Here is a 21,739-nt window from a genome sequence, read left to right on the forward strand (position 1 = left end):
TCGGCCGCCGCACCACCCTGACTGGTAACGGCGAGAACTCCCGCAGCGCTACCGCTCACGCTCAGGATAGCGGCAGATAGACGTGAACGCTGAGGCCGCTGGTCGCGGGCAGCGAAGTCTCGTCGAGACGAATCTCGCCATCCAGGCGCTCGACCAGCTCCTTGACGATCGACAGCCCCAGCCCCGAGCCGCTGGTCTTCTGCCCCGCCAGACGCACGAAGCGCTCGAACACCCGCTTACGCTCCTGGGGCGGGATACCCGGACCGGTATCGGCGATCTCGATATGCAGCTTCGACGCCTCAGCGGCCATGCGCAGGTGGACCTCACCGCCACTGGGGGTATAGCGCATGGCGTTGTCGAGCAGGTTGCGCAGCAGCACATAGAGGCCATTCTCGTAGCTCTGCACGCTGAGCCCCTCGGGCAACTCCTGGGTCAGGCGGATATCGCGCTGCTCGGCCAGCGGCTGGGTGTCGCGGGCCAGCTCGCTGCCCAGCCGCGCCAACCGCACCGTCTGACGGGTGATCGCCTGGCCGCTCTCCAGCCGCGACAGGGTGAGCAACTGCTCGACCACCCGGGTCATGCGATCGACACCGTTGATGATCGACTGCGCCGCGCGCCGAGCGCTCTCGGTATCGGTCTCGCTGAGCAGGTTCTGGGCATGGACCTTGACCGCCGCCAGCGGCGTACGCAGTTCGTGGGCGGCGTTGGCGGTGAAGCGGCGCTCCTTCTCGAGGGTCTCGGCCAGTCGCGCGAACAGGCCATTGAGCGCATCGACCATGCCGCGAATCTCATCCGGCACCTGGCTTGCGTCCAGCGGCTCGAGGAAGTTGGGCTGGCGCGCGGTGATCTGCCGGCTGACCCGCAGCAGGGGCGAAAAGCCGCGGGCGATGGCGAACGGGATCAGCAGCGCGATCAGCAGCACCCCGATGACCGGCGGCATCAGATTGCGCAGCGCGATCTGCCAGGTCAGCTCATCGCGTACGTCGTCGCGCTGGGCGGCGCTGGCCCACACCCCGCGGGCTTCGTCATGCAGGGTGAAGGTGCGCCAGTCGTGCCCGCCGCTACGCGCATGGGAGTAGCCGGGGCGCCGCTCGAGCGCCGGTAGCGCCCCGGTCGGCTGCATGCCGAACAGCGCCCGCCCCTGCTCGTCCCACACCTGGAACCCCAGCTTCTTCTCGTAGGGGTGGCCGAGGGCGGTCGGCGCGTCGGTGGCGTTGTCCGGCACCAGCGGCGCCCGGAGCTGAAGGTCCTCGGGCACGTCCTCGCCGTTCACCGACCCGGCGCGATAGGCGAAGTAGAGCGCCACCATGGTGCGCGTCGTCTGCGCCAGCTCGGCGTCGAACAGCTCGTCGATCTGATCGCGGGTGTCGTAGTAGCTCCACAGCGCCGCCACCGCGGTGATCGAGGTCACCGAGATCAGCAGCACACGCCGCAGATGGCGTCTGATCGAAATCAACCCGCTTCTCCCATGCGATAGCCGACATGGCGCACGGTGGCGACGACGCGGCTGCCGAACTTGCGCCGCAGATGATGGACATGCACTTCGATGACGTTGCTTTCGACCTCGGCATCCCAGCCGTAGAGCACCTCCACCAACTGGTCGCGGGAAAACACTTGGCCCGGGTGGGTCATCAGATAGGCCAGCAGATCGTGCTCCCGCCGTCCGAGGGGGATCAGCTCTCCTCCCAGACGCACCTCGTGGGCGGCCGGATCGAGACTGAGCAGACCATGGGTCACCTGCGGCGAGGCGCGCCCCGCGCTACGCCGGATCAGCGCACGCAGGCGCGCCAGCAGCTCGCCATTGTCGAACGGTTTGACCAGATAGTCGTCGCAGCCGCCGTCGAGCCCGCGGATCCGATCCTCGACCCCGTCCCGGGCGGTGAGCATCAGCACCGGTATCTGGCACTGCGCCTCGCGCAGCCGCTTGAGCACCTCGAAGCCGTCGATATCGGGCAGGCCGACATCGAGGATCAGGGCATCGAAGGTCGAGTGCGTCAGCGCCTCGCACACACCGTCACCTTCACTCAGCCACTCCGGCGTGATGTTCTCACGCCGCAGCACCTCGACCACTCCCTCGCCGAGCAGGGGGTCGTCCTCCACCAGCATTACCCGCATAGCTCTCTCTCGTCTTGCCACGGCTCGCCTTGAGCCGGCATCTCGCGTCTGGCACCTCGCCTCCCGGCGGCGCTCGGCGCGGTGTCAGCATGCATCGTTTCAGCATACAACGTCGTCTGCTCGCCTGTCCGGCGCAGTCATCGCCGCGTCATCGCCGCGTCATCGGCAGCGCGCAGCCTGGCGCCGCGGAGGTGGACCCGCGCATCCCAGGCCCGTTTCTAAGCCTGAGTTAAGGAAACCCTGTCACAGTCGATCTGGACCATGGCCAGGTCCGTCCAACGACCCGCTGCCGAATCAACCCACGCCCAGGGAGACCACGATGCTCGCACTGCCCAAGCTCTCGTTGATCGTCTTCGCGACCGCCCCCGCAGCGCAGATCGCGGCGCTGATCGAGGAGGCGTCGCGCGCACTGGTGCATGCCCGGGCACTGGAGTTTCTGATCCTCGACGGCGGGCGCGATGCACGTCTCGCACAGGCGCTCGGGGACCTGGCGCTCGACGTCGCCCGCGTACGGATTCTGCCATGGAGCGGCGATATCGATACGGCTCTGGGCCAGGCGGCGCGCCAGGCTCAGGGCGACTGGCTCGTGACCCTGGACAGCAGCGGCCGCGCCGACCCCCACGATCTTCCCGACATGCTCTGCGCGGCGCGGCATCAGGGATTGGCGCTGGTGCAGGGGCGAGCGCACCACGCCTCGGGCGCAAAGCGCTGGCTGGCGCGGCTGGCGACGCCATTCACCGCCGCCCACCAGCCCCCCCAGGGGCTATATGTGATCGAGCGCGAGGCACTGCGCGCCCTGCCGCCGCTGAAGGGCCTGATGCGCTTTCTGCCGATGCTGATCCGCCGCGGTGGCGGCCGCGTGGGCCAGCATCCGATCCTTTGGCGCACGCCGAGTGACGCCGTAGCACCCGCACCACGCCCCTCTCTCGGCGCACTCGGCGAGACCCTGATGCAGTGGCGTCAGGCCCGCCGCTGGCGTCCGCGCCAGGTCTCGCGCCGCCCGGCGTGAACGTCTGGCGTCAGCGCGAGTCCGTGTAAGTCAACTGACCTATAGCCCCTAGCGGTAACGCCGCCCGTGCCACTCGAGCCATCCGCCCGGGCGTTCGCCACGCGGGTCGCGGTGGGTCCAGTGCACCACGCCCCCCTTGGCATTCCAGACATACTCACCGCGGAAACGCACCGTATCCTCGCGCGCGAGCCCGTCGAGCCGCGGCGCCAGATCGATGTTGTGGGCGATCAGCAGCGTCTGGCCGCTCCTCAGGGCAAGCACGAAACGCTGATGCCGGCTGCCTTTGTCGTCATCGGGCAGCAGGCGCTGCACCTGTCCCTCACCCTCGACCCAGACGCCTTCCCGCTGGGCCTCGAAGGCCGCCTGCGGCGTCATCGCCGGTGCCTGCCAGTGAGCCAGCATCGGCACCACCAGTGCCGCCAACAGCAGTGCAATCACCGCACCGCCGATACCGCGCCTTGTCATTCGGGTCATGGTCTCTTCCCTTGCCAGGGAGACACTGTGACACCGGGCCGGTATGCGATAAAGCCCAAGGCTGGCTCGCCGCTACGCGCGCGCCAGCCCTGCCGGACACAGAACCGGACACAAAAAAAGAGGCCGAACCCAATACCGGGCTCGGCCTACGCTGTGTGCCCGTCCTGGGCTACTTAATCAGAGTACGATATGCCGATAGAGTTCCCTGAATGGGAAAATTAGGCGTTTGCGATTCAGGTATCCGGCTCGTCCAGCGCACCGGGGCCATGCTGCCATAGCCCCACCACACCGCGTGGCGCCTGCGTCTCGTCGAGCGCGCACTGCCAGCACTCCGCTTCCGGCTGCTCGAGAAACAGCCGGAAGACGCGCCGATCGGCCCCCGCCGCCGCCGGCTCGCCCGGGTCCAGGCGATCGATCTCCTCGAGCAACCGCTGCAACCTTTCACGCTGACGCTGGCTGAGCTTGCCGCACTCGATCCGCCGCGGACGCTCCAGTCCCGGCATGGCGGCAAAGCCCCCTTCGCGCACCACCGCCAGCACCGACGCCGGCGCCAGCCGGGGCACGCCGCGCGCGCTCACCGCAGGACTCCCACATCGACCCAGGCCTGGCGCACCGCATCCACCACCGGGCTGTCAGCGCCGAAACGCTGCTCGGCGCAGCGCACGGTGATCTCGGCGAAGGTGGCAAAATCCGCATCCCGCGCCAGACGCGGGTCACGTAGCGCATCGAACCACACCGGCCCGGCGGCCTCCCAGGCGAAGCCGCCGAGGCGCGTGGCGGCCAGATAGAAGGCGCGATTGGGAATGCCGGAGTTGATATGCACGCCGCCGTTGTCGGAGGCGGTGTTGACGAAGGCGTCCATGTGCCCCGGCTGCGGGTCCTTGCCCAGCACCGGATCGTCGTAGGCACTGCCGGGATGGGCCATGGAGCGCAGCGCCCGACCGTTGACGCGGTCGGTGAGCAGCCCCTCGCCGATCAGCCAATCGGCCTCCTCGGCCGCCTGCTCGAAGTGGTGCTGCTTGACCATGGCGCCGAACACATCGGCCAGGGATTCGTTGAGCGCGCCGGACTGATCGGCATAGATCAGCCCCGCTTCGCGCTCGATCACGCCGTGGGTCAGCTCGTGGGCGACCACGTCGAGGGCCACGGTGAAACGGTTGAACAGCTCACCGTCGCCATCGCCGAAGACCATCTGCGCGCCGTTCCAGAAGGCGTTGTCGTAGTCTTCACCGTAGTGAACGGTACCCAGCAGCGCCATGCCTTGGGCATCGATGGAGTCGCGGGCGAAGACCTCCCAGTAGAAGCGGTAGGTTGCGCCCAGCCAAAGATAGGCTTCGTCGACGGCGAGATCGCCGGTCTCCGGATCGCCCTCGCTGCGCACCCGCTCTCCCGGCAGGATCTCCTGCTGAGCGGCAGTGTAGATATAGCGCGCGGGCTCGCCGCCACGCTTGCCATCCGCGGGGCGCGCCGCGGCCTGACTGGCGTTGCGCAGACGAAACTGGGCGTCGGCCTTGAGCGTGGCCTGGGCAGAGCGCTGCAAGCGCGCGTTGCCGTGGGAGAGAATACGCTCCAGCACATGGGGCGGCATGAAACCGTGGGATTGACCTGGGCGCGTCGTCGCTGGCATCGGACACCTCCTGTGATGAGACCAAGATCACAGTCAGTGTGGCTCAGGCATGGCGGCGATGCCGTGGCGGACCTGTTGCGTTTTGTCACCGCCCCGGGTGGGGCGATGGGCTCAGCTCAGATGCAGGCCGTAACTCGCCTCGGGCAACACACCTTCGAATTTGCCGAGCTGGGCGATGTCTCCGTCATTGAGTATCTGATCGAGGCGCCGCTGGGGGCTCTTGGTATTGAGTACCAGATGCACCTGGGCCGGCCGCCCTTGATCATCGATACGCTGCACCCAGGCCAGCGCACCGCTGGAGAAGCGCGCCAGCGAGCCTACCGGCGCGGTACCGAAGCGGCGCACGTAGCGCTGCGCCCAGGTGGCATCGAACAGCGCCGGATGACCCAGCACATGGCGGTAGCGCTCGAGCAATGGCCAGGCGTCGCGATCCGCGCGGGGCTGTCCCAGCGCATCGATCACGTCGACCACCGCCATCATGCGCCCCAGTGGGCTCAACTGCGCATCCCCCAGCGCCGCCGGATAGCCGCTGCCGTCAAGCCGCTCGTTGGCCTCGCCGACGATGGCCCGGGCAATCTCCGGTGCCAGCCAGCGGCAGTGCTCGAGCTGGGTGAGCACTGCCGGTACGTGCTCGGCCAGACGCGCGCGCGCCTCGGCGTCGAGCGGCTCACGGCTGTCGAGGATCGATGCCGGCAGCTGGCACTTGCCCAGATCATGCACCAGTGCGCTGGCCGCCACCGCCTTGATCACATCCTCGGGATAGCCCTGCCAGCGAACCAGATCGGTGGCACGCACCGCGACACCGAGCGAATGCCGCACCAGCGGCGTCTCCTCGTGCAGGTAACCGAGCGCATAGAGCAGCGCGTCCTGCCCCTGACCGCTCAGGGTGACCAGGGTATCGGCGTGGCGCGAGAGCAGCGACGAAGCGATCGCGCCGCCATTCTGCAGTGTCAGGATCTGCGCACTGAGATAGTCGGCGATCTTCTTGAGCCGCCGCGCGGTGGCGTTGCCGACCGCCAACGCAGTTGTCTCCGCTGGCTTCGGGGCCGGACGCTGGCCGTCCGGCCCCCGGAACAGCGGCGAAGGTGAGAGTACCTTGTCGCGGGTCATCACGCTGCGCGCGCCCTCACGCTCGGCCTCCTTGACGCAGTACCACAGCAGACGCTCTTTATCGAGACTGGGATCATCGAACTCGCAGCCGATCAGTGCCTCGCGCCACCCCTCGTCGCTGCGCACATGGCGAATGGAACCGCTGAGGCGCAGCGACTGAAGACTGGGAAAATGCAGTTCGAGCGGCGCGAAGCGCTGACCCGAGGCCAGCGAGACGGCACGCCCCAGCGGCATCGCCAGCAGGCAGCCACCCAGGGAGAGATTGCGCAGCTCCACGGCCACGGGCGTCTCGTGCCCTTCCAGCACGAGACGCGCCTCGACGCCCATCTCCGCGCGGATCGGAGCCCGGAAGGTATTGCGTCGATGCACGGTACTCAGCAGCTCAGGGTAGCTGCAGCGCACACGCAGCCGGTCGCCATCGGTCTCGAGCCACTCGATCACCGCCAGGGTCGAGGTGCGCACCATGGCGCCGTTGACATGCCCGAAGAGGTGGAAGGCATCGCCCCGCTTCAGCTGCTCGGCCAGCGCCGGGACGGCACTGATATCGATGATCAGCGCATGATCGCGCTCGATATCGTCGAGCAGCACCGGCCACGACTCTTCGCCCTGGTCGAACGCCAGATTGACGCTACCCTGAATGCAGAGCGGATCGAGCCACTCCCACTTGGCCTTGGCATTGAGGATGTCGGTCGAAGCGGAGGTGCTCATGCGGGTTCTCGATACCGGCAGCAGATACTGAGATACAATTTACAACACTATATTTCAAAAATCTTCTATTGCTGTTACTAAAATACACCCGAGGTCGCATCGCAGTGACCAGCGCCTCACTGGTGCCAGCAGCTGCGCATGCCGTTCACTCTGGCACCAGCGCCCACTCCGGATACTCCAGCAGATAGAGCAAGCCATCCAGACCCAGGGTCGAAACCGACAGCGCGGCCTCACGGCGCACCAGCGGCTTGGCGTGGAAGGCAACGCCGAGCCCCGCCCGGGCCAGCATCTGGAGATCGTTGGCGCCATCTCCCACGGCCACGGTCTGGGCCAGATCGAGCCCCTCGCGGCTAGCGATCTGCTCGAGTAACTGCGCCTTGCGTGCGGCATCGACGATCGGCTCGGCGACCTCACCGGTCACCTTGCCGTCGCGAATCACCAGCTCGTTGGCATGGATCTCGTCGAATCCCAGGCGCTGCTGCAGATAGCGCGCGAAATAGGTAAAGCCGCCGGAGAGAATGGCGGTGCGGTAACCCAGACGCTTGAGATGGCGCATCAGACGCTCCGCCCCGGGCATCAGCGGTAGCGACTCGGCGATCTCGGCGAGGACCGATTCATCCAACCCCTCCAGCTTGCGCATGCGCTCGCGGAAGCTCTGCTGGAAGTCGAGCTCACCGCGCATCGCCCGTGCGGTGATCGCTGCCACCTCGTCGAACACCCCGTGGCGTCGGGCCAGCTCGTCGATCACCTCGGCCTGGATCAGGGTCGAATCCATGTCGAAGCAGACCAGACGGCGGTGCCGCGACCACAGCTCGGCGGGCTGCAGGGTGACGTCGACCGCAAAACGCTCGCTCAACGCCAGCATGCGCTCGCGCAGTGCCTGAAGATCGGCGGACTCGCCGCGCAGCCGCCACTGCAGGCAGGCACCATGGGGCAGCGCCTCGGGCGCGGCGTCGAGACTCGGCGGCGCCGAGAACCGCTTGATACGCTCGATGGTGAGCCCCTCACTGGCGGTCAGGGTGGCCACCTCGGCCACCACCTCGGCGCTGATGCGCGGCCCCAGCACGCTGAGCACCCACCGCGGTGCAGCGGCCTCCTCGGCCCAGCCGAGGGTCATCTCGGGGGTGACCGCCTCGACCCGGCAGTCGAGTCCGCAGATGTCGCCGGCACTCGGCAGCAGCGCGGCCACGTCGACCTCGTCGTCGGTCTCGACCAGCGCCTCCAGGCGGACCTGACCGAAGGCCACATGCTGATCCATGTCCAGCAGCTGCAGCCCTGCCGTCGCCAGCGCGGTGCTCAGGGTAGCGGTCTGCCCCGGGCGTGCCGGGCCGGTGGCTCTTATCACGAAACGTCGTGCCATGTTTTCCCCACGGGGCGCCGTCGACGCCCCTTTCGTCAGTGGCACGGCCGGCAGCGCCGGGCCGTGCGCTTGTCAGTCGGTGTCGTCTTCACAGGGTGGCGCGTGGCGGCGCGCTCAGCCCTCGACCTCGAGCCGGTCGACCTTCTGGAAACCGCGCGCCAGCTTGCTGCCGCGGCGCCCACGCTCGCCGGCATAGTAGTCGAGATCGGCCGCCTTGAGCGTCTGCTTGCGTTTGCCGGCATGCACCACCAGCGCCGCGCCCTCCGGCAGCAGCACCAGGTCGCGCACGAACTCCTCGCGATTGGCGGCGCGCTGGCCGGGAATCGCGATCATCTTGTTGCCCTTGCCCTTGGCCATCTCGGGCAGATCGGTGAGCGCGAACACCAGCAGCCGGCCCTCGTTGGAGACCACCGCCACGCGCAGCGTGTCAGCGGTCGGAATCCGCTGCGGCGGCAGCACGTTGCAGCCCTGGGGCACCGAGAGCACCGCCTTGCCGGCCTTGTTCTTGCCGAGCAGATCCTCGAGCTTGACCACGAAGCCGTAGCCGGCGTCGGTGGCGAGCAGGTAGCGCGCCTCGGGCACGTCGAGCATCAACCCGATCATGCTCGCCCCCGCCGGCGGATTGACCCGCCCGGTGATCGGCTCACCCTGCCCGCGCGCCGACGGCAGATTGTGGGCGCTCAGGGTGTAGCTGCGGCCGCTGTCGTCGAGCAGCACCAGCGGCTGGTTGGTCTTGCCGCGGGCGGCGAGATGGAACTTGTCGCCGGCCTTGTAGGAGAGTCCCGCCGGGTCGATGTCATGCCCCCGCGCGGCACGAATCCAGCCCTTCTCGGAGAGCACCACGGTGACCGGATCGGCGCCGAGCAGCTCGACCTCGGAGAGCGCCTTGGCCTCGCTGCGCTCGACCAGCGGCGAACGGCGTTCGTCGCCATAGGCCTTGGCGGCGTCGCGCAGCTCCTTCTCGATCAGCTTGGTCATGGCCGCCTCACTGCCCAGCAGCTTCTGCAGCCGCTGGCGTTCGGCCTCGAGCTCGTCCTGCTCGCCACGGATCTTCATCTCCTCGAGCTTGGCCAGGTGGCGCAGGCGCAGTTCGAGAATCGCTTCGGCCTGGCGCTCGCTGAGCCCGAACGCCGCCATCAGTGCCGGCTTGGGCTCGTCCTCCTCGCGGATGATGCGGATCACCTCGTCGATGCTGAGATAGGCCGCCAGCAAGCCTTCGAGGATGTGCAGGCGCTCCTCGACCTTGTCGAGACGGTGCTGACTGCGCCGGCGCACCGTCTCGCGGCGGAAGGTGAGCCACTCGCCAAGCATGTCGTTGAGCGGCATCACCCGCGGCCGGCCGTCGAGGGCGATCACGTTGAGATTGACGCGCACGTTCTTCTCGAGATCGGTGGTGGCGAACAGGTGCGCCATCAGCCCCTCGACATCGATGCGGTTGGAACGCGGTTCGATCACCAGACGGGTCGGCGTCTCGTGGGTCGACTCGTCACGCAGGTCGGCGACCATCGGCAGCTTCTTGGCCTGCATCTGAGCGGCGATCTGCTCGAGCACCTTGGCCCCGCTGACCTGATACGGCAGCGCGGTGATGACGATGTTGCCCTCTTCGCGCAGGTAGCGCCCGCGCAGCTTCACCGAGCCGCGGCCGCTCTCGTAGAGCTTGCGCAGGTCCGCGGCCGGCGAAATGATCTCGGCCTCGGTGGGGAAGTCCGGCGCCGGCACATAGGCCATCAGGTCGGCGACGCTGGCGCCGGGATGGCGCAGCAGGTGGCAGGTGGCATCCACCACTTCACGCACGTTGTGCGGCGGGATGTCGGTCGCCATGCCCACCGCGATCCCGGTACCGCCGTTGAGCAGCACGTGGGGCAGACGCGAGGGCAGCACCGACGGCTCGTTCAGGGTGCCGTCGAAGTTGGGGGTCCAGTCCACCGTACCCTGCCCCAGCTCGGCGAGCAGGGTCTCGGAGAAGCGCGACAACCGCGCCTCGGTGTAGCGCATCGCGGCGAACGACTTGGGATCGTCGGGACTACCCCAGTTGCCCTGGCCGTCGACCAGCGGATAGCGGTAGCTGAAAGGCTGCGCCATCAGCACCATCGCTTCGTAGCAGGCGCTGTCGCCGTGGGGGTGGAACTTGCCGAGCACGTCGCCGACGGTACGCGCCGACTTCTTGTACTTGGCGTTGGCGGTCAACGACAGCTCACGCATGGCGTAGACGATGCGCCGCTGCACCGGCTTCATGCCGTCACCGATGTGCGGCAGGGCGCGGTCGAGAATCACGTACATCGAATAGTCGAGGTACGCCTTCTCGGTGTACTCCTTGAGCGAAAGGCGTTCGACGTCGCCCTCCGCCACCTGGATATCCATGGTCATACGCTAAGCCCTTGGTCAGGGTTCAAGAATCATTGTCTGCCCTCTTCGCGGCTTACCCGGCGGCAGGTCTTCGCGGAGGCGCTGTGAACCCCTCCCTGGGCGCTACATTTGCCATCCCTGGCAAATGACCTCCGCTGAGACCTGCCCCCGGCGCCGCGCGCCCTGGCGCTACACTTCGATATCCGCCAGGTTGCCGTAGTCTTCCAGCCAGCTCTTGCGATCGCTCGCCCGCTTGCGCGCCAGCAGCATGTCCATCATCTCCAGCGTACCGTCGTCGAGCTCGCGGGTGAGCTGCACCAGCCGCCGCGTGTCCACCGCCATGGTGGTCTCGCGCAGCTGCAGCGGGCTCATCTCGCCCAGGCCCTTGAAGCGCTGGACATTGGGCGTGCCACGCTTCTTCTCCAGGCGCTTGAGGATCGAGGCCTTCTCGCTCTCGTCGAGGGCATAGTGGACCTCCTTGCCCAGGTCGATGCGGTAGAGCGGCGGCATGGCGACGAAGACATGGCCGGCATCCACCAGTGCCGGGAAGTGGCGAACGAACAGCGCGCACAGCAGCGTCGCGATGTGCAGGCCGTCGGAGTCGGCGTCAGCGAGGATGCACACCTTGTGGTAGCGCAGCTTGGAGAGGTCGTCGCTGCCGGGATCGAGACCGATCGCCACGGCGATGTCGTGGACCTCCTGGGAGCTGTAGATATCCCCCGACTCCACCTCCCAGGTGTTGAGGATCTTGCCGCGCAGCGGCAGGATCGCCTGGGTCTCGCGATTGCGCGCCTGCTTGGCGCTGCCGCCGGCGGAGTCGCCCTCGACCAGGAACAGCTCGCTGGCCACCGGGTCCTGGCCCGAGCAGTCGGCCAGCTTGCCCGGCAGCGCAGGACCGGAGGTGACCTTCTTGCGCGCCACCTTCTTGGCACTCTTCTGGCGCCGCTGGGCGGCGCTGACCACCAGCTCGGCCAGCGCTTCCGCCTGATCGGTATGGTGGTTGAGCCACAGCGAGAAGGCATCCTTGACCACCCCGGAGACGAAGCCGGCCACGGTACGCGACGACAACCGCTCCTTGGTCTGGCCGGCGAACTGCGGGTCGAGCATCTTCACCGAGAGCACGAACGAGACCCGCTCCCACAGATCCTCGGGGCTCAGCTTGACCCCCCGAGGCAGCAGGTTGCGGTACTCGCAGAACTCCCGCACGGCCTCGAGCAGCCCGCTGCGGAAGCCGTTGACGTGGGTCCCGCCGAGCGGCGTGGGGATCAGGTTGACGTAGGACTCGAGCAGCGGTTCGCCGCCCTCGGGCAGCCACTGGATCGCCCAGTCGACCGCCTGCTCGTCATCCTCGAAATGGCCGGTGAACGGCGCCGCCGGCAGCACCTCGAAGCCATCGGTGGCCTGGGCCAGATAGTCGCGCAGGCCGTCGGCGTACTGCCACACGCTCTCGTTGCCGTCACTCTCCTTGAGCGAGACCTTGAGCCCCGGACAGAGCACCGCCTTGGCCCGCAGCAGATGCTTCAGCCGCGGCAGCGACAGCTTGGGGCTGTCGAAGTAGCTGGCTTCCGGCCAGAACCGCACCACGGTACCGGTGGCGCGCTTGGCGCAGCTGCCGATCACCGCCAGCTCCTCGACCTTCTCGCCCTTCTCGAAGGCGATCCGGTAGCGGCTGCCGTCGCGGCACACCTCGACCTCGAGCCGGGTCGACAGCGCGTTGACCACCGAGACCCCGACCCCGTGCAGGCCGCCGGAGAAGCGGTAGCTCGACTGCGAGAACTTGCCGCCCGCATGCAGCCGGGTCAGGATCAGCTCCACCCCGGAGACCCCATGTTCGGGGTGCAGATCGATCGGCATGCCGCGGCCGTCGTCGGAGACCTCGATGCCGCCGTCGTCGAGCAGCACCACGCGGATATCGTGGGCGTGGCCCGCCAGCGCCTCGTCGACGCTGTTGTCGATCACCTCCTGCACCAGGTGGTTGGGGCGGGAGGTATCGGTGTACATGCCCGGCCGTTTGCGGACCGGATCGAGCCCCGAGAGGACCTCGATGGAGCTGGCACTGTATTGCGTCATGCAGTGTCTCGCCGTATTTGCAGAAACGAAGGGGTGATGCCGCAGCGGTCCCACGGCCTGGACGCCACCGATATCGAAAGCGTGACTATCGGCGGTATCCGTCACCGCGGCGGACATCATACACTACTGTTCAAATCATCAGTACCGGGTTGCGCCAGACGCGGGCATCTCACGTGTCAGCGGCCAGGGTCAGACCGCCGGCGGCAGCGTCCAGCCGCCGTGCGCGAACAGCGCCGGCAGATAGCGCGCCAGCTCGCTGAAGCCGTGATCACCACCGGGATGGATCAGCGTTCGGCAGCCGGCGTAGGCGTGTAGCGCATCGCGGCAATCGAGCGTCTCGTCGGCGCTGCCCAGCAGCAACAGATAGCGCTGGGGGTGCACCAGGCGCGACCACTGCAGCGCCAGCAGTTGCTCGTGATGGGCAGTGCCGATGGTGAAGGAGTCGCCGGTGTAGGCGTTGACCAGGTGCTGTCCCTGATAATCGGCCACGAAGCGCGCCGGCTGAACCGCAGGATTGATCAGCACCGCCGGCAGGCCGTGGCGCTCGGCCAGGCAGGTGGCGAGAAAGCCCCCCATGGAACTGCCCACCAGCAGCGTGGTACCGGGCAGCTCGTCCAGGCACGCCTCGGCGTGGTCGAGGGCGGCCTGGGGGTAGTGCGGCAGGTCCGGCGTGGCACAGGCCAGCTCGCGCCCGCCCTGCGCCGCCAGCGTCTCGCAGGCAGCAGCCACCAGCTGCGCCTTGGGCGAGGCACCGGCACTGTTGAAGCCGTGCAGGTAGAGCAGCGAATCCACCGGCGTAGAAACACCGGCGGACTCGCTCACCATCACGGCAGAGTGCGCAGGCACCCGCTCACGCCTGCTGCTGGCCGCGCCAGATCGCCTCGATCAGGCCGCGGCTGGAGTCGTCGAGGGTCTCGAGCCCGCTCTGGGTGGCGATGATCTCCTCGGTCTCGGTGGCGATCTTCTTGCCCAGCTCCACGCCCCACTGGTCGAAGGAGTCGATGTTCCAGATCACCCCCTGGACGAACACCTTGTGCTCGTAGAGCGCGATCAGCGCCCCCAGCGTGGCCGGGTTGAGGCTGTCGAAGAGCATCGTGGTCGAGGGCTGGTTGCCGCGGTAGCGCTTGTAGCTCGGCGGCGTGCTCTCGGACTTGATCGCATCGTCACCCAGCATCAGCACCCGCGACTGGGCAAAGCAGTTGGCCAGCGCCAGGCGGTGCTGGGCCATCAGATCGTCACGGAAGCGCACGTCCTCGACGTCGTTGTAGCGGTTGATCGGCGCCAGGAAGTCGCACGCCACCGGCTGGGTGCCCTGGTGCAAGAGCTGATAGAAGGCGTGCTGGCCATTGGGTCCGATCTCGCCCCAGATCACCGGGCAGGTGGAGTAGTCGACCACGGCGTCGTCGTTGGTCACCGACTTGCCGTTGGACTCCATCTCCAGCTGCTGGAAATAGCCCGGCAGATGCTTGAGCCGGCCATCGTAGGGCAGCACGGCGTGCGAGCGGATATCGAGGAAATTGACGTTCCAGATCCCGATCAGCGCCAGCTGCACCGGCAGGTTCTCGGCCAGCGGCGCGGTGCGGAAGTGCTCGTCCATGGCATGGGCGCCGGCGAGCAGACGCCGGAAGTTGTCCATGCCGACACGAATGGCGATCGGCAGGCCGATGGCACTCCACAGCGAGTAGCGCCCGCCGACCCAGTCCCAGAACAGAAGCTGGTTGGCCGGATCGATGCCCCACTCGCTCATCTTATCCGGCTTGGTCGAGACGCCGACGAAGTGGAAGCGCTTGATCAGCTTCTCGTCGCCACCCAGGCGCGAGGCGATCCAGTCCAGCGCGGTGGAAGCGTTGGAGAGCGTATCGATGGTGCCGAAGGACTTCGACGACAGGATGAACAGCGTGGTCTCGGGGTTGAGCCAGCCGAGGAAGTCCGCCAGCTGCGAGCCGTCCATGGTGGAGGCGAAGTGGGTCGCCACCTCGTGTGCGTGATCCGGCTCGAAGTCGGCCAGCGCCGAGGTCACCATCAAGGGGCCGAGGTCGGAGCCGCCGACGCCGAGGTTGACCACGTCGGTGATCGGCTTGCCGGTGGCACCGCGCCACTGCCCCTGCAGCAGCTTGCCGACCAGGGTCTCCATCTTGTCGAGGGTCGCGTGCACCTCGCCGACGACATCGACGCCCTCGACCTCCAGCTTGGCCTCCCGCGGCAGCCGCAGCGCGCTGTGCAGCGCCGGGCGATCCTCGGTCTGGTTGACCCGCTCACCGCGGAGCAGGCGCTGGATGGCCTCGGGGACCCGCGCCTCTTCCGCCAGCGCGATCAGCTGATCGCGCACCTCCGGCGTCCAGCGCTGCTTGGACAGATCGAGGTGAATACCCGCCGCCTCGAGGGCAAAGGTCTCGAAACGCGACGGCTGCTGGAACAGGGTCTTGAGGTGGACATCGCGCATGCCACCCTCGAGCTGCTGCTCGAGCGCCTGCCATGCCTGGGTCTCACGGATCGACATCGATTGACTCTCCTTGTATCGGGGAACTGGCGGCGAACGAGCGGCGTCGGGGCACGCTGGCGCGAAGGAAGCCGGCGTGGCCACCCGGTGCATCCCGGTCACGTGCAGCCCGGGCGCGCAAAACGTACACTACGCCTGGCGTGAGCCGTGCCCCGTCGCTCGCTTCACGCGATCCCGATGAAAATGATCTTCCACGATGAAACGGATCTTCCACGTAGTCTTCCGACAATGACTGACGCATCTTACCGTGACGCCATCTTTTCGACACCCCTCGATCGCGTGGCCAGTTTTTCGTTCGACGAGCAGGTCGTGGCGTGTTTTCCCGACATGGTGCGCCGCTCGATTCCCGGCTACGGCCAGATCCTGGGCATGCTCGGCCTGCTCGCCGAGCGTCACCTGCGCCACGGCGCCCACGTCTACGATCTCGGCTGCTCGCTGGGCGCGGTAGGGCTGTCGCTGGCCGGGCGCCTGGCACCGGAGGCGTTCGCGCTGACCGGGGTCGACCTGTCACCGGCGATGCTCGCCCGCGCCCGTGCCACCGCCGAGACCGAGGCCCCACGCCATCAGCTGGCATTCGTCGAGGGCGACATTCGTGAGCTCGACTATCGGGCCAGCGGCATGATCGTGCTCAACTTCACCCTGCAGTTCCTGCCGCCGGCGGATCGCGACGCGGTGATCGCGCGGCTCTTCGAGGCGCTCGAACCCGGCGGCATCCTGGTGTTGTCGGAGAAGATCGTCGCCCCCGACGAGCAGGAGAACGCCTGGCTGGTGGAGCGCTACCACGACTTCAAGCGCGCCAACGGTTACAGCGACATGGAGATCAGCCAGAAGCGTACCGCGCTGGAGAACGTGCTGATGCCCGATACCCTGGCGCAGCACCAGGCGCGTTTGCAAGCGGTCGGCTTCGCCCGCGTGACGACCTGGTTCCAGTATCTCAACTTCGCCTCGATGGTCGCCTTCAAGGAGCGCGCGGGCGGCGCCAGCACAGAGACCGCCGACACCAGCGCAGGTGGCGACCCCGCATGAGCCAGCCCTCCGCTCTGCCCGCAGACAGCCGCGACGCCGCCACCACCCTGGCCGAGGCCGAGCGCCGCCTCTACCTGGCCTTTCTCGACCAGGGGCTGACCCGCTGGCTGGCCGCCCTGCCCGAGCAGCTCGCCCGCGGGCTCGACCGCCAGCGCCACGGCGATCTGCCGGCGTGGGAGAAGGCGGTGGCCAAGCTGCCGCCACTGCCCGCCGCGCGTCGGGTCGATCTCGATGCCGATCAGGTCAGCGTCGAGGTCGACCTCGGCGACGCCAATCGCCGCCGCTGCGACAACCTGCTGCGCATTCTGATGCCGTGGCGCAAGGGGCCCTACCGGCTCGGCGACATCACCATCGACACCGAGTGGCGCTCGGACTGGAAGTGGCAGCGCGTGGCGCCGCACCTCTCGCCGCTGGCCGGGCGCCGGGTGCTCGACGTGGGCGGCGGCAACGGCTACCACGCCTGGCGCATGGCCGGCGCCGGGGCCGCCTTCGTGCTGGTGATCGACCCCTCGCCGCGCTTCTACTACCAGTTCCAGGCAGTGCGTCACTTCGTCGGCGACGCCGACGGCCACCGCACTCACTTCCTGCCGGTGGGCATCGAGGACGTACCGCCGCGCCTCGCCGCCTTCGACACGGTGTTCTCGATGGGCGTGCTCTATCACCGCGCCTCGCCGCTGGAGCATCTCCTGCAGCTCAAGGACGCCCTCGCCCCCGGCGGCGAGCTGGTGCTGGAGACCCTGGTGGTCGAGGGCGACGAACAGACCGTGTTCATGCCCGGCGAGCGCTACGCCAGCATGCCCAACGTCTACTTCCTGCCATCGTCGCGGGCGCTGGCACACTGGCTCGGACGCTGCGGCTTCGAGGCGATCCGCTGCGTCGACGAGACCGTCACCCGTCTCGACGAGCAGCGCGCCACCGAGTGGATGACCTTCCATTCGCTGGCCGATTTTCTCGATCCGCAGGACCGCAGCCGGACGATCGAAGGTTACCCCGCGCCGCGCAGGGCAACGCTGATCGCACGCAAGCCGCAACGCTGACCCTAGGGCCTCGTATAGATACCGGGGGGCACCCAGCCCGCGCGAAGCCCACCACAGAAGCGCTCCTCAAAAGAGAACGCCCGCGGGTCAGCGGGCGTTCTCGGTCATGGCGGCCAGGTGCATTCAGTCAGTCTGGACAGCCATTGGGATCTACCGCCTAGCGCTCTTCGAGCTTGTCCAGGTCGCGCACCGCGCCGCGGTCCGCCGAGGTCGCCAGCATGGCGTAGGCCTTGAGCGCCGCGGAGACCTTGCGCTCGCGCTGGATCGTTGGCTTCCACGCCTGGGCACCGCGATCCTCCATGGCCTGGCGGCGATGCGCCAGCTGCTCGGTGGAGAGCAGCACCTCGATGGTGCGGTTGGGGATGTCGATACGGATGGTGTCGCCGCTCTCGACCAGACCGATCGCGCCACCGGCAGCAGCCTCCGGCGAGACATGGCCGATCGAGAGCCCCGAGGTGCCGCCGGAGAAGCGGCCATCGGTCATCAGCGCGCACGCCTTGCCGAGCCCTTTCGACTTCAGGTAGGAGGTCGGGTAGAGCATCTCCTGCATGCCCGGGCCACCCTTCGGCCCCTCGTAGGTGATCACCACCACTTCACCCGCCTTCACCTGACCGGCGAGAATGCGCTCGACCGCCTGATCCTGGGACTCGACAACATGGGCCGGCCCCTCGAACACCAGGATGGCATCGTCGACGCCGGCCGTCTTCACCACGCAGCCGTTCTCGGCGATGTTGCCGTAGAGCACGGCCAGGCCGCCCTCGCGCGAGAAGGCGTGCTCCAGGCTGCGGATACAGCCCTCGGCGCGGTCGCCGTCCAGCGACGGCCAGCGCGCCGCCTGAGAGAAGGCCTGCTGAGTCGGCACGCCGCCGGGGCCGGCCTTGTAGAATTCGACCACTTCCGGGGTCGGGTTGCGCATGATGTCCCACTCGTCGAGCGCGACGGCCAGCGAGTCGCCATAGACGGTGGGCACCGACGTATCCAGCACCCCGGCGCGATCCAGCTCACCCAGAATCCCCATGATCCCGCCGGCGCGGTGGCAATCCTCGACATGGTACTTCTGGGTGTTGGGCGCCAGCTTGCACAGCTGCGGCACCTCCCGCGACAAGCGGTCGATGTCGGCCATGGTGAAGTCGACCTCCGCCTCCTGCGCCGCGGCCAGCAGGTGCAGGATGGTGTTGGTCGAACCGCCCATCGCGATGTCCAGCGTCATCGCATTGCGGAAGGCGCGCTTGGAGCCGATGGCGCGCGGCAGCAGGTGCGCCTCGTCACCCTCGTAGTAGCGCTTGGCCAGCGAGACGATGCGCTCGCCCGCGGTCTCGAACAGCCGGCGGCGGTCGGCGTGGGTCGCCAACATGGTGCCGTTGCCGGGCAGCGCCAGGCCCAGCGCCTCGGTCAGGCAGTTCATCGAGTTGGCGGTGAACATCCCCGAGCAGCTGCCGCAGGTCGGGCAGGCGCTGCGCTCGATCTCGGCGATCTCGTCGTCGCTGTACTTGTCGTCGGCGGCGGAGATCATGGCGTCGATCAGGTCGAGGCCATGGTCCAGCAGCTTGGTCTTGCCGGCCTCCATCGGCCCGCCGGAGACGAAGATGGTGGGCACGTTGAGGCGCATGGCCGCCATCAGCATGCCGGGGGTGATCTTGTCGCAGTTGGAGATACACACCAGCGCATCGGCGCAGTGGGCATTGACCATGTACTCGACGCTGTCGGCGATGATGTCGCGGCTCGGCAGCGAATAGAGCATGCCGTCGTGGCCCATGGCGATCCCGTCGTCGACCGCGATGGTATTGAACTCCTTGGCCACCCCGCCGGCCTTTTCGATTTCACGCGCCACCAGCTGGCCCATGTCCTTCAGGTGCACATGGCCGGGAACGAACTGGGTAAAGGAGTTGGCGACGGCGATGATCGGCTTATGGAAGTCGTCGTCCTTCATCCCGGTGGCGCGCCACAGGGCGCGGGCGCCGGCCATGTTGCGGCCCTGGGTAGTGGTACGTGAGCGATACTCGGGCATGCTGTCCTCATCTGTCTGGGTCGGGGCCGGCCTGGCCAGGCCCGGGTCGTGTCAGGGTCTCAGAGGGTGTTTACAAATTCGGCGAGCGAAGGCAAGACAAGGCAAAATCGGTCGAAAAAGCGGAGTTTACACGGGGTAAATGAGCATTTTGAGGCCGATTTTAACGCCGTATTGCCGAGCGCAGGCATTTTGTAAACACCCTCTCAGCGGCGGGCGTCGAGCACCCGCGCAGGACGACGCGGCGGCAGGGGTGCGCGTCGAAAGGTGTCGTTAAGGACACGGACCACTCTGGATGTTTGCCTGAGTGATGTTACTGCCGGGTTCCACGCTGCAGGTGAGCCAGACGTTGCCCCCGATGACCGATCCGCGGCCGACGGTGATACGGCCGAGAATCGTGGCGCCGGCATAGATCACCACGTCGTCTTCGACGATCGGGTGGCGCGGCAACCCCTTCTCCAGATGCCCCTTCTCGTCGGCCGGGAAGCGCTTGGCGCCGAGGGTCACCATCTGATAGAGGCGCACGCGGTCGCCGATGATCGCGGTCTCGCCGATCACCACGCCGGTGCCGTGATCGATGAAGAAGCCTTCACCGATCTGCGCGCCGGGGTGAATGTCGATCCCGGTGTCGGAGTGCGCCAGCTCGGCGATGATACGGGCCACCAGGCCGGCGCCGGCGCGATAGAAGTAGTGCGCGATCCGGTGGTAGATCACCGCATGGACACCGGGATAGCAGAGCAGTACCTCGTCGACGCTGCGCGCGGCGGGGTCGCCGTAGTAGGCCGCCATGACGTCGCCATCGAGGCGTCGACGCAGCCCCGGCAGGCTGTCGGCGAAGCCCTGCACGATCTGATTGGCGCGCTCGCTGGGGTCGCTGTCGCGATCACCGTCCAGACGTGCCATGTAGCGCAGTTCCAGGAGCACCTCTTCTTGCAGCGCGTTGAGCGCCCGGTCGAGGGTATGGCCGACGTAGAAGTCCTCGCTCTCCTTGCGCAGGTCCGAAGGCCCCAGACGCATCGGGAAGACCGCGCCACTGAGGACGTCGAGGGTATCGCGCAGGCGATGACGCGACGGCAGCTCCCGACAGCCGCGCTCTTTCTCACGACCGTTCTGGGCGCGCCACTGTTCGCGGGTCGCGCGAAGCTGAGTGACGATGCCATCGAGCTGCCAGTTGACGTGTTGCATGAGCGTGTCCTTTGAATCTGCGCACGGGCCGGAGCGATATCATACGACTCGACGCCGCGTTGACCAACCACGGCGAGGGTCGCGCGCCCCTGGGTGACGGCCTCGCCCACCCACGGGACGCAAAAAGGCGGCCCCGCTGCCGGGGCCGCCATCGTGAAAGAGAAGCGTCGCGCGAGCGCGTCTCAGCGCTTGAAAAGCTCCCGCACGTCCTTCGCTTCCCAGTGCGGGAAGTGCTTGCGGATCAGGGCGTTGAACTCGACCTCGAAGGCCTGCCAGTCGACCTCGCCACTCGCCTCGCGACCCGCCGCCGCGCCGCGGATCAGACCCGCGCCCACGGTGACGTTGCTCAGACGATCGATCACCACGAAGCTGCCGGTCCCCGGGCTGCGCCGGTAGTCGTCCAGCGGCACGCTCGCGGTCAGCTCCACCCGGCAGCGCCCGATGGCGTTCAGCGCAAGCGCCGCCGCCGGCATCTGCGCCAGGCTGTTGACGTCGATCTGGTAGTCGATCTCGACCACCCGTCCCGCTACCTCCTGGGTGCCCAGCTTGAAGTCGTAGAGCCGGCCGGGTTCGAGGGCGTTCTCGTGCATCCACACGATGTCCGCTTCCAGCGCGCTGGCCTGGGTCACCTCGGCATCCGCCGCCACCAGCCAGTCTCCGCGGGAAAGATCGATTTCGTCGGTCAGGGTCACCGTCACCGCCTGCCCCGGATACGCCTCTTCGAGGTCGCCGTCGAAGGTGACGATGCGTGCCACCTGCGAGCGCTTGCCCGAGGGCAGCGCCTTGACCGCCTGGCCGGGGCGCAGGATGCCGGCTTCGAGCGTGCCGCAGTAGCCGCGGAAGTCGAGGTGCGGGCGGTTGACGTACTGCACCGGCAAGCGCAGATCGGAGAGGTTGGCGTCGTGGGCGATCTCGACCGTCTCCAGCAGCTCGAGCAGCGGCGGGCCGGCGTACCAATCCATCTGCTCGCTGGGGTTGACGACGTTGTCGCCCTCCAGCGCCGAGAGCGGCACGAAACGGATGTCCGGGGCGTCGAGGTTTTCGGCGAAGGCGCGATACTCGGCGACGATCTCGTTGAAGCGCTCTTCGGAGTAGTCGACCAGATCCATCTTGTTGACCGCGATCACCAGGTGCTGGATACCCAGCAGATCAGCGATGAAGCTGTGC

Annotated in this window: 17 protein-coding genes; 3 read left to right on the top strand and 14 right to left on the bottom strand. The window is 67.5% G+C overall.

Annotation, left to right across the window (positions count from 1 at the left end):
• Nucleotides 1-61: 61 nt before the first annotated feature.
• Nucleotides 62-1,456 (bottom strand): ATP-binding protein, encoded by a 1,395-nt coding sequence (locus tag DOM66_RS06535; protein WP_110689587.1) that lies wholly within the window; start codon nucleotides 1,454-1,456, stop codon nucleotides 62-64.
• On the bottom strand, nucleotides 1,453-2,115 hold the full coding sequence (locus DOM66_RS06540) for a response regulator transcription factor (RefSeq protein WP_110674529.1): 663 nt from the start codon (nucleotides 2,113-2,115) through the stop codon (nucleotides 1,453-1,455). Before DOM66_RS06540 ends, DOM66_RS06535 begins: the two co-directional genes overlap by 4 nt.
• A 319-nt stretch (nucleotides 2,116-2,434) precedes the next feature.
• Between DOM66_RS06540 and DOM66_RS19515 the strand changes: the two genes are divergently transcribed.
• Nucleotides 2,435-3,124, top strand: coding sequence for a glycosyltransferase family 2 protein (locus DOM66_RS19515; protein WP_157959006.1), 690 nt, complete (start codon nucleotides 2,435-2,437; stop codon nucleotides 3,122-3,124).
• A gap of 48 nt (nucleotides 3,125-3,172) precedes the next feature.
• On the opposite strand, the gene DOM66_RS06550 is transcribed toward DOM66_RS19515, so the two are convergent.
• The 9 genes from DOM66_RS06550 to pgi all read right to left on the bottom strand — a co-directional run bounded on the left by DOM66_RS06550 (nucleotide 3,173) and on the right by pgi (nucleotide 15,319).
• Nucleotides 3,173-3,598: a DUF3465 domain-containing protein gene (locus DOM66_RS06550; protein WP_223161906.1), complete on the bottom strand. Its 426-nt coding sequence runs from the start codon at nucleotides 3,596-3,598 to the stop codon at nucleotides 3,173-3,175.
• A gap of 233 nt (nucleotides 3,599-3,831) precedes the next feature.
• Entirely contained in the window at nucleotides 3,832-4,176 is a 345-nt protein-coding gene (locus DOM66_RS06555; RefSeq protein WP_110689588.1) for a protealysin inhibitor emfourin, read from the bottom strand.
• Nucleotides 4,173-5,225: a M4 family metallopeptidase gene (locus tag DOM66_RS06560; protein WP_110689589.1), complete on the bottom strand. Its 1,053-nt coding sequence runs from the start codon at nucleotides 5,223-5,225 to the stop codon at nucleotides 4,173-4,175. The genes DOM66_RS06555 and DOM66_RS06560 overlap by 4 nt, the downstream gene beginning before the upstream one ends.
• A gap of 111 nt (nucleotides 5,226-5,336) precedes the next feature.
• Nucleotides 5,337-7,043, bottom strand: coding sequence for an HD domain-containing phosphohydrolase (locus DOM66_RS06565; RefSeq protein WP_110689590.1), 1,707 nt, complete (start codon nucleotides 7,041-7,043; stop codon nucleotides 5,337-5,339).
• 145 nt (nucleotides 7,044-7,188) lie between these two features.
• On the bottom strand, nucleotides 7,189-8,403 hold the full coding sequence (serB, locus tag DOM66_RS06570; RefSeq protein ID WP_110689591.1) for a phosphoserine phosphatase SerB: 1,215 nt from the start codon (nucleotides 8,401-8,403) through the stop codon (nucleotides 7,189-7,191).
• 114 nt (nucleotides 8,404-8,517) lie between these two features.
• Nucleotides 8,518-10,770 (bottom strand): DNA topoisomerase IV subunit A, encoded by a 2,253-nt coding sequence (gene parC, locus DOM66_RS06575; RefSeq protein WP_110689592.1) that lies wholly within the window; start codon nucleotides 10,768-10,770, stop codon nucleotides 8,518-8,520.
• A gap of 168 nt (nucleotides 10,771-10,938) precedes the next feature.
• The gene (parE, locus tag DOM66_RS06580; RefSeq protein WP_110689593.1) at nucleotides 10,939-12,819 is read right to left on the bottom strand and encodes a DNA topoisomerase IV subunit B; all 1,881 of its coding nucleotides are present in this window, start codon (nucleotides 12,817-12,819) and stop codon (nucleotides 10,939-10,941) included.
• A gap of 189 nt (nucleotides 12,820-13,008) precedes the next feature.
• Complete coding sequence (locus tag DOM66_RS06585; RefSeq protein WP_245392368.1) at nucleotides 13,009-13,665, bottom strand: YqiA/YcfP family alpha/beta fold hydrolase; 657 nt, start codon at nucleotides 13,663-13,665, stop codon at nucleotides 13,009-13,011.
• Between the two features lie 4 nt (nucleotides 13,666-13,669).
• Nucleotides 13,670-15,319, bottom strand: a complete 1,650-nt coding sequence (pgi, locus tag DOM66_RS06590; RefSeq protein WP_110674361.1) for a glucose-6-phosphate isomerase — start codon at nucleotides 15,317-15,319, stop codon at nucleotides 13,670-13,672.
• Between the two features lie 228 nt (nucleotides 15,320-15,547).
• Between pgi and cmoA the strand changes: the two genes are divergently transcribed.
• Together cmoA and cmoB are read left to right on the top strand one after the other, a co-directional pair.
• A complete protein-coding gene (cmoA, locus tag DOM66_RS06595; RefSeq protein ID WP_110674360.1) occupies nucleotides 15,548-16,345 on the top strand; it encodes a carboxy-S-adenosyl-L-methionine synthase CmoA in 798 nt (265 codons plus the stop codon).
• Nucleotides 16,342-17,382 carry a tRNA 5-methoxyuridine(34)/uridine 5-oxyacetic acid(34) synthase CmoB gene (cmoB, locus tag DOM66_RS06600; RefSeq protein ID WP_110689595.1) on the top strand — a complete coding sequence of 347 codons (1,041 nt, stop codon included), beginning with the start codon at nucleotides 16,342-16,344 and terminating at the stop codon, nucleotides 17,380-17,382. The genes cmoA and cmoB overlap by 4 nt, the downstream gene beginning before the upstream one ends.
• Before the next feature lie 157 nt (nucleotides 17,383-17,539).
• On the opposite strand, the gene ilvD is transcribed toward cmoB, so the two are convergent.
• The 3 genes from ilvD to DOM66_RS06615 form a co-directional block, all read right to left on the bottom strand.
• Nucleotides 17,540-19,390 carry a dihydroxy-acid dehydratase gene (gene ilvD, locus DOM66_RS06605; RefSeq protein ID WP_110689596.1) on the bottom strand — a complete coding sequence of 617 codons (1,851 nt, stop codon included), beginning with the start codon at nucleotides 19,388-19,390 and terminating at the stop codon, nucleotides 17,540-17,542.
• A gap of 270 nt (nucleotides 19,391-19,660) precedes the next feature.
• Entirely contained in the window at nucleotides 19,661-20,572 is a 912-nt protein-coding gene (epsC, locus tag DOM66_RS06610; protein ID WP_110674357.1) for a serine O-acetyltransferase EpsC, read from the bottom strand.
• A 182-nt stretch (nucleotides 20,573-20,754) separates the two neighbouring features.
• A partial coding sequence (locus DOM66_RS06615; protein WP_245392369.1) for an elongation factor 1-alpha C-terminal domain-related protein occupies nucleotides 20,755-21,739 on the bottom strand: 985 nt, incomplete at its 5' end.

This window comes from Salinicola endophyticus (assembly GCF_003206575.1).
Classification (GTDB): Bacteria; Pseudomonadota; Gammaproteobacteria; order Pseudomonadales; family Halomonadaceae; genus Salinicola; species Salinicola endophyticus.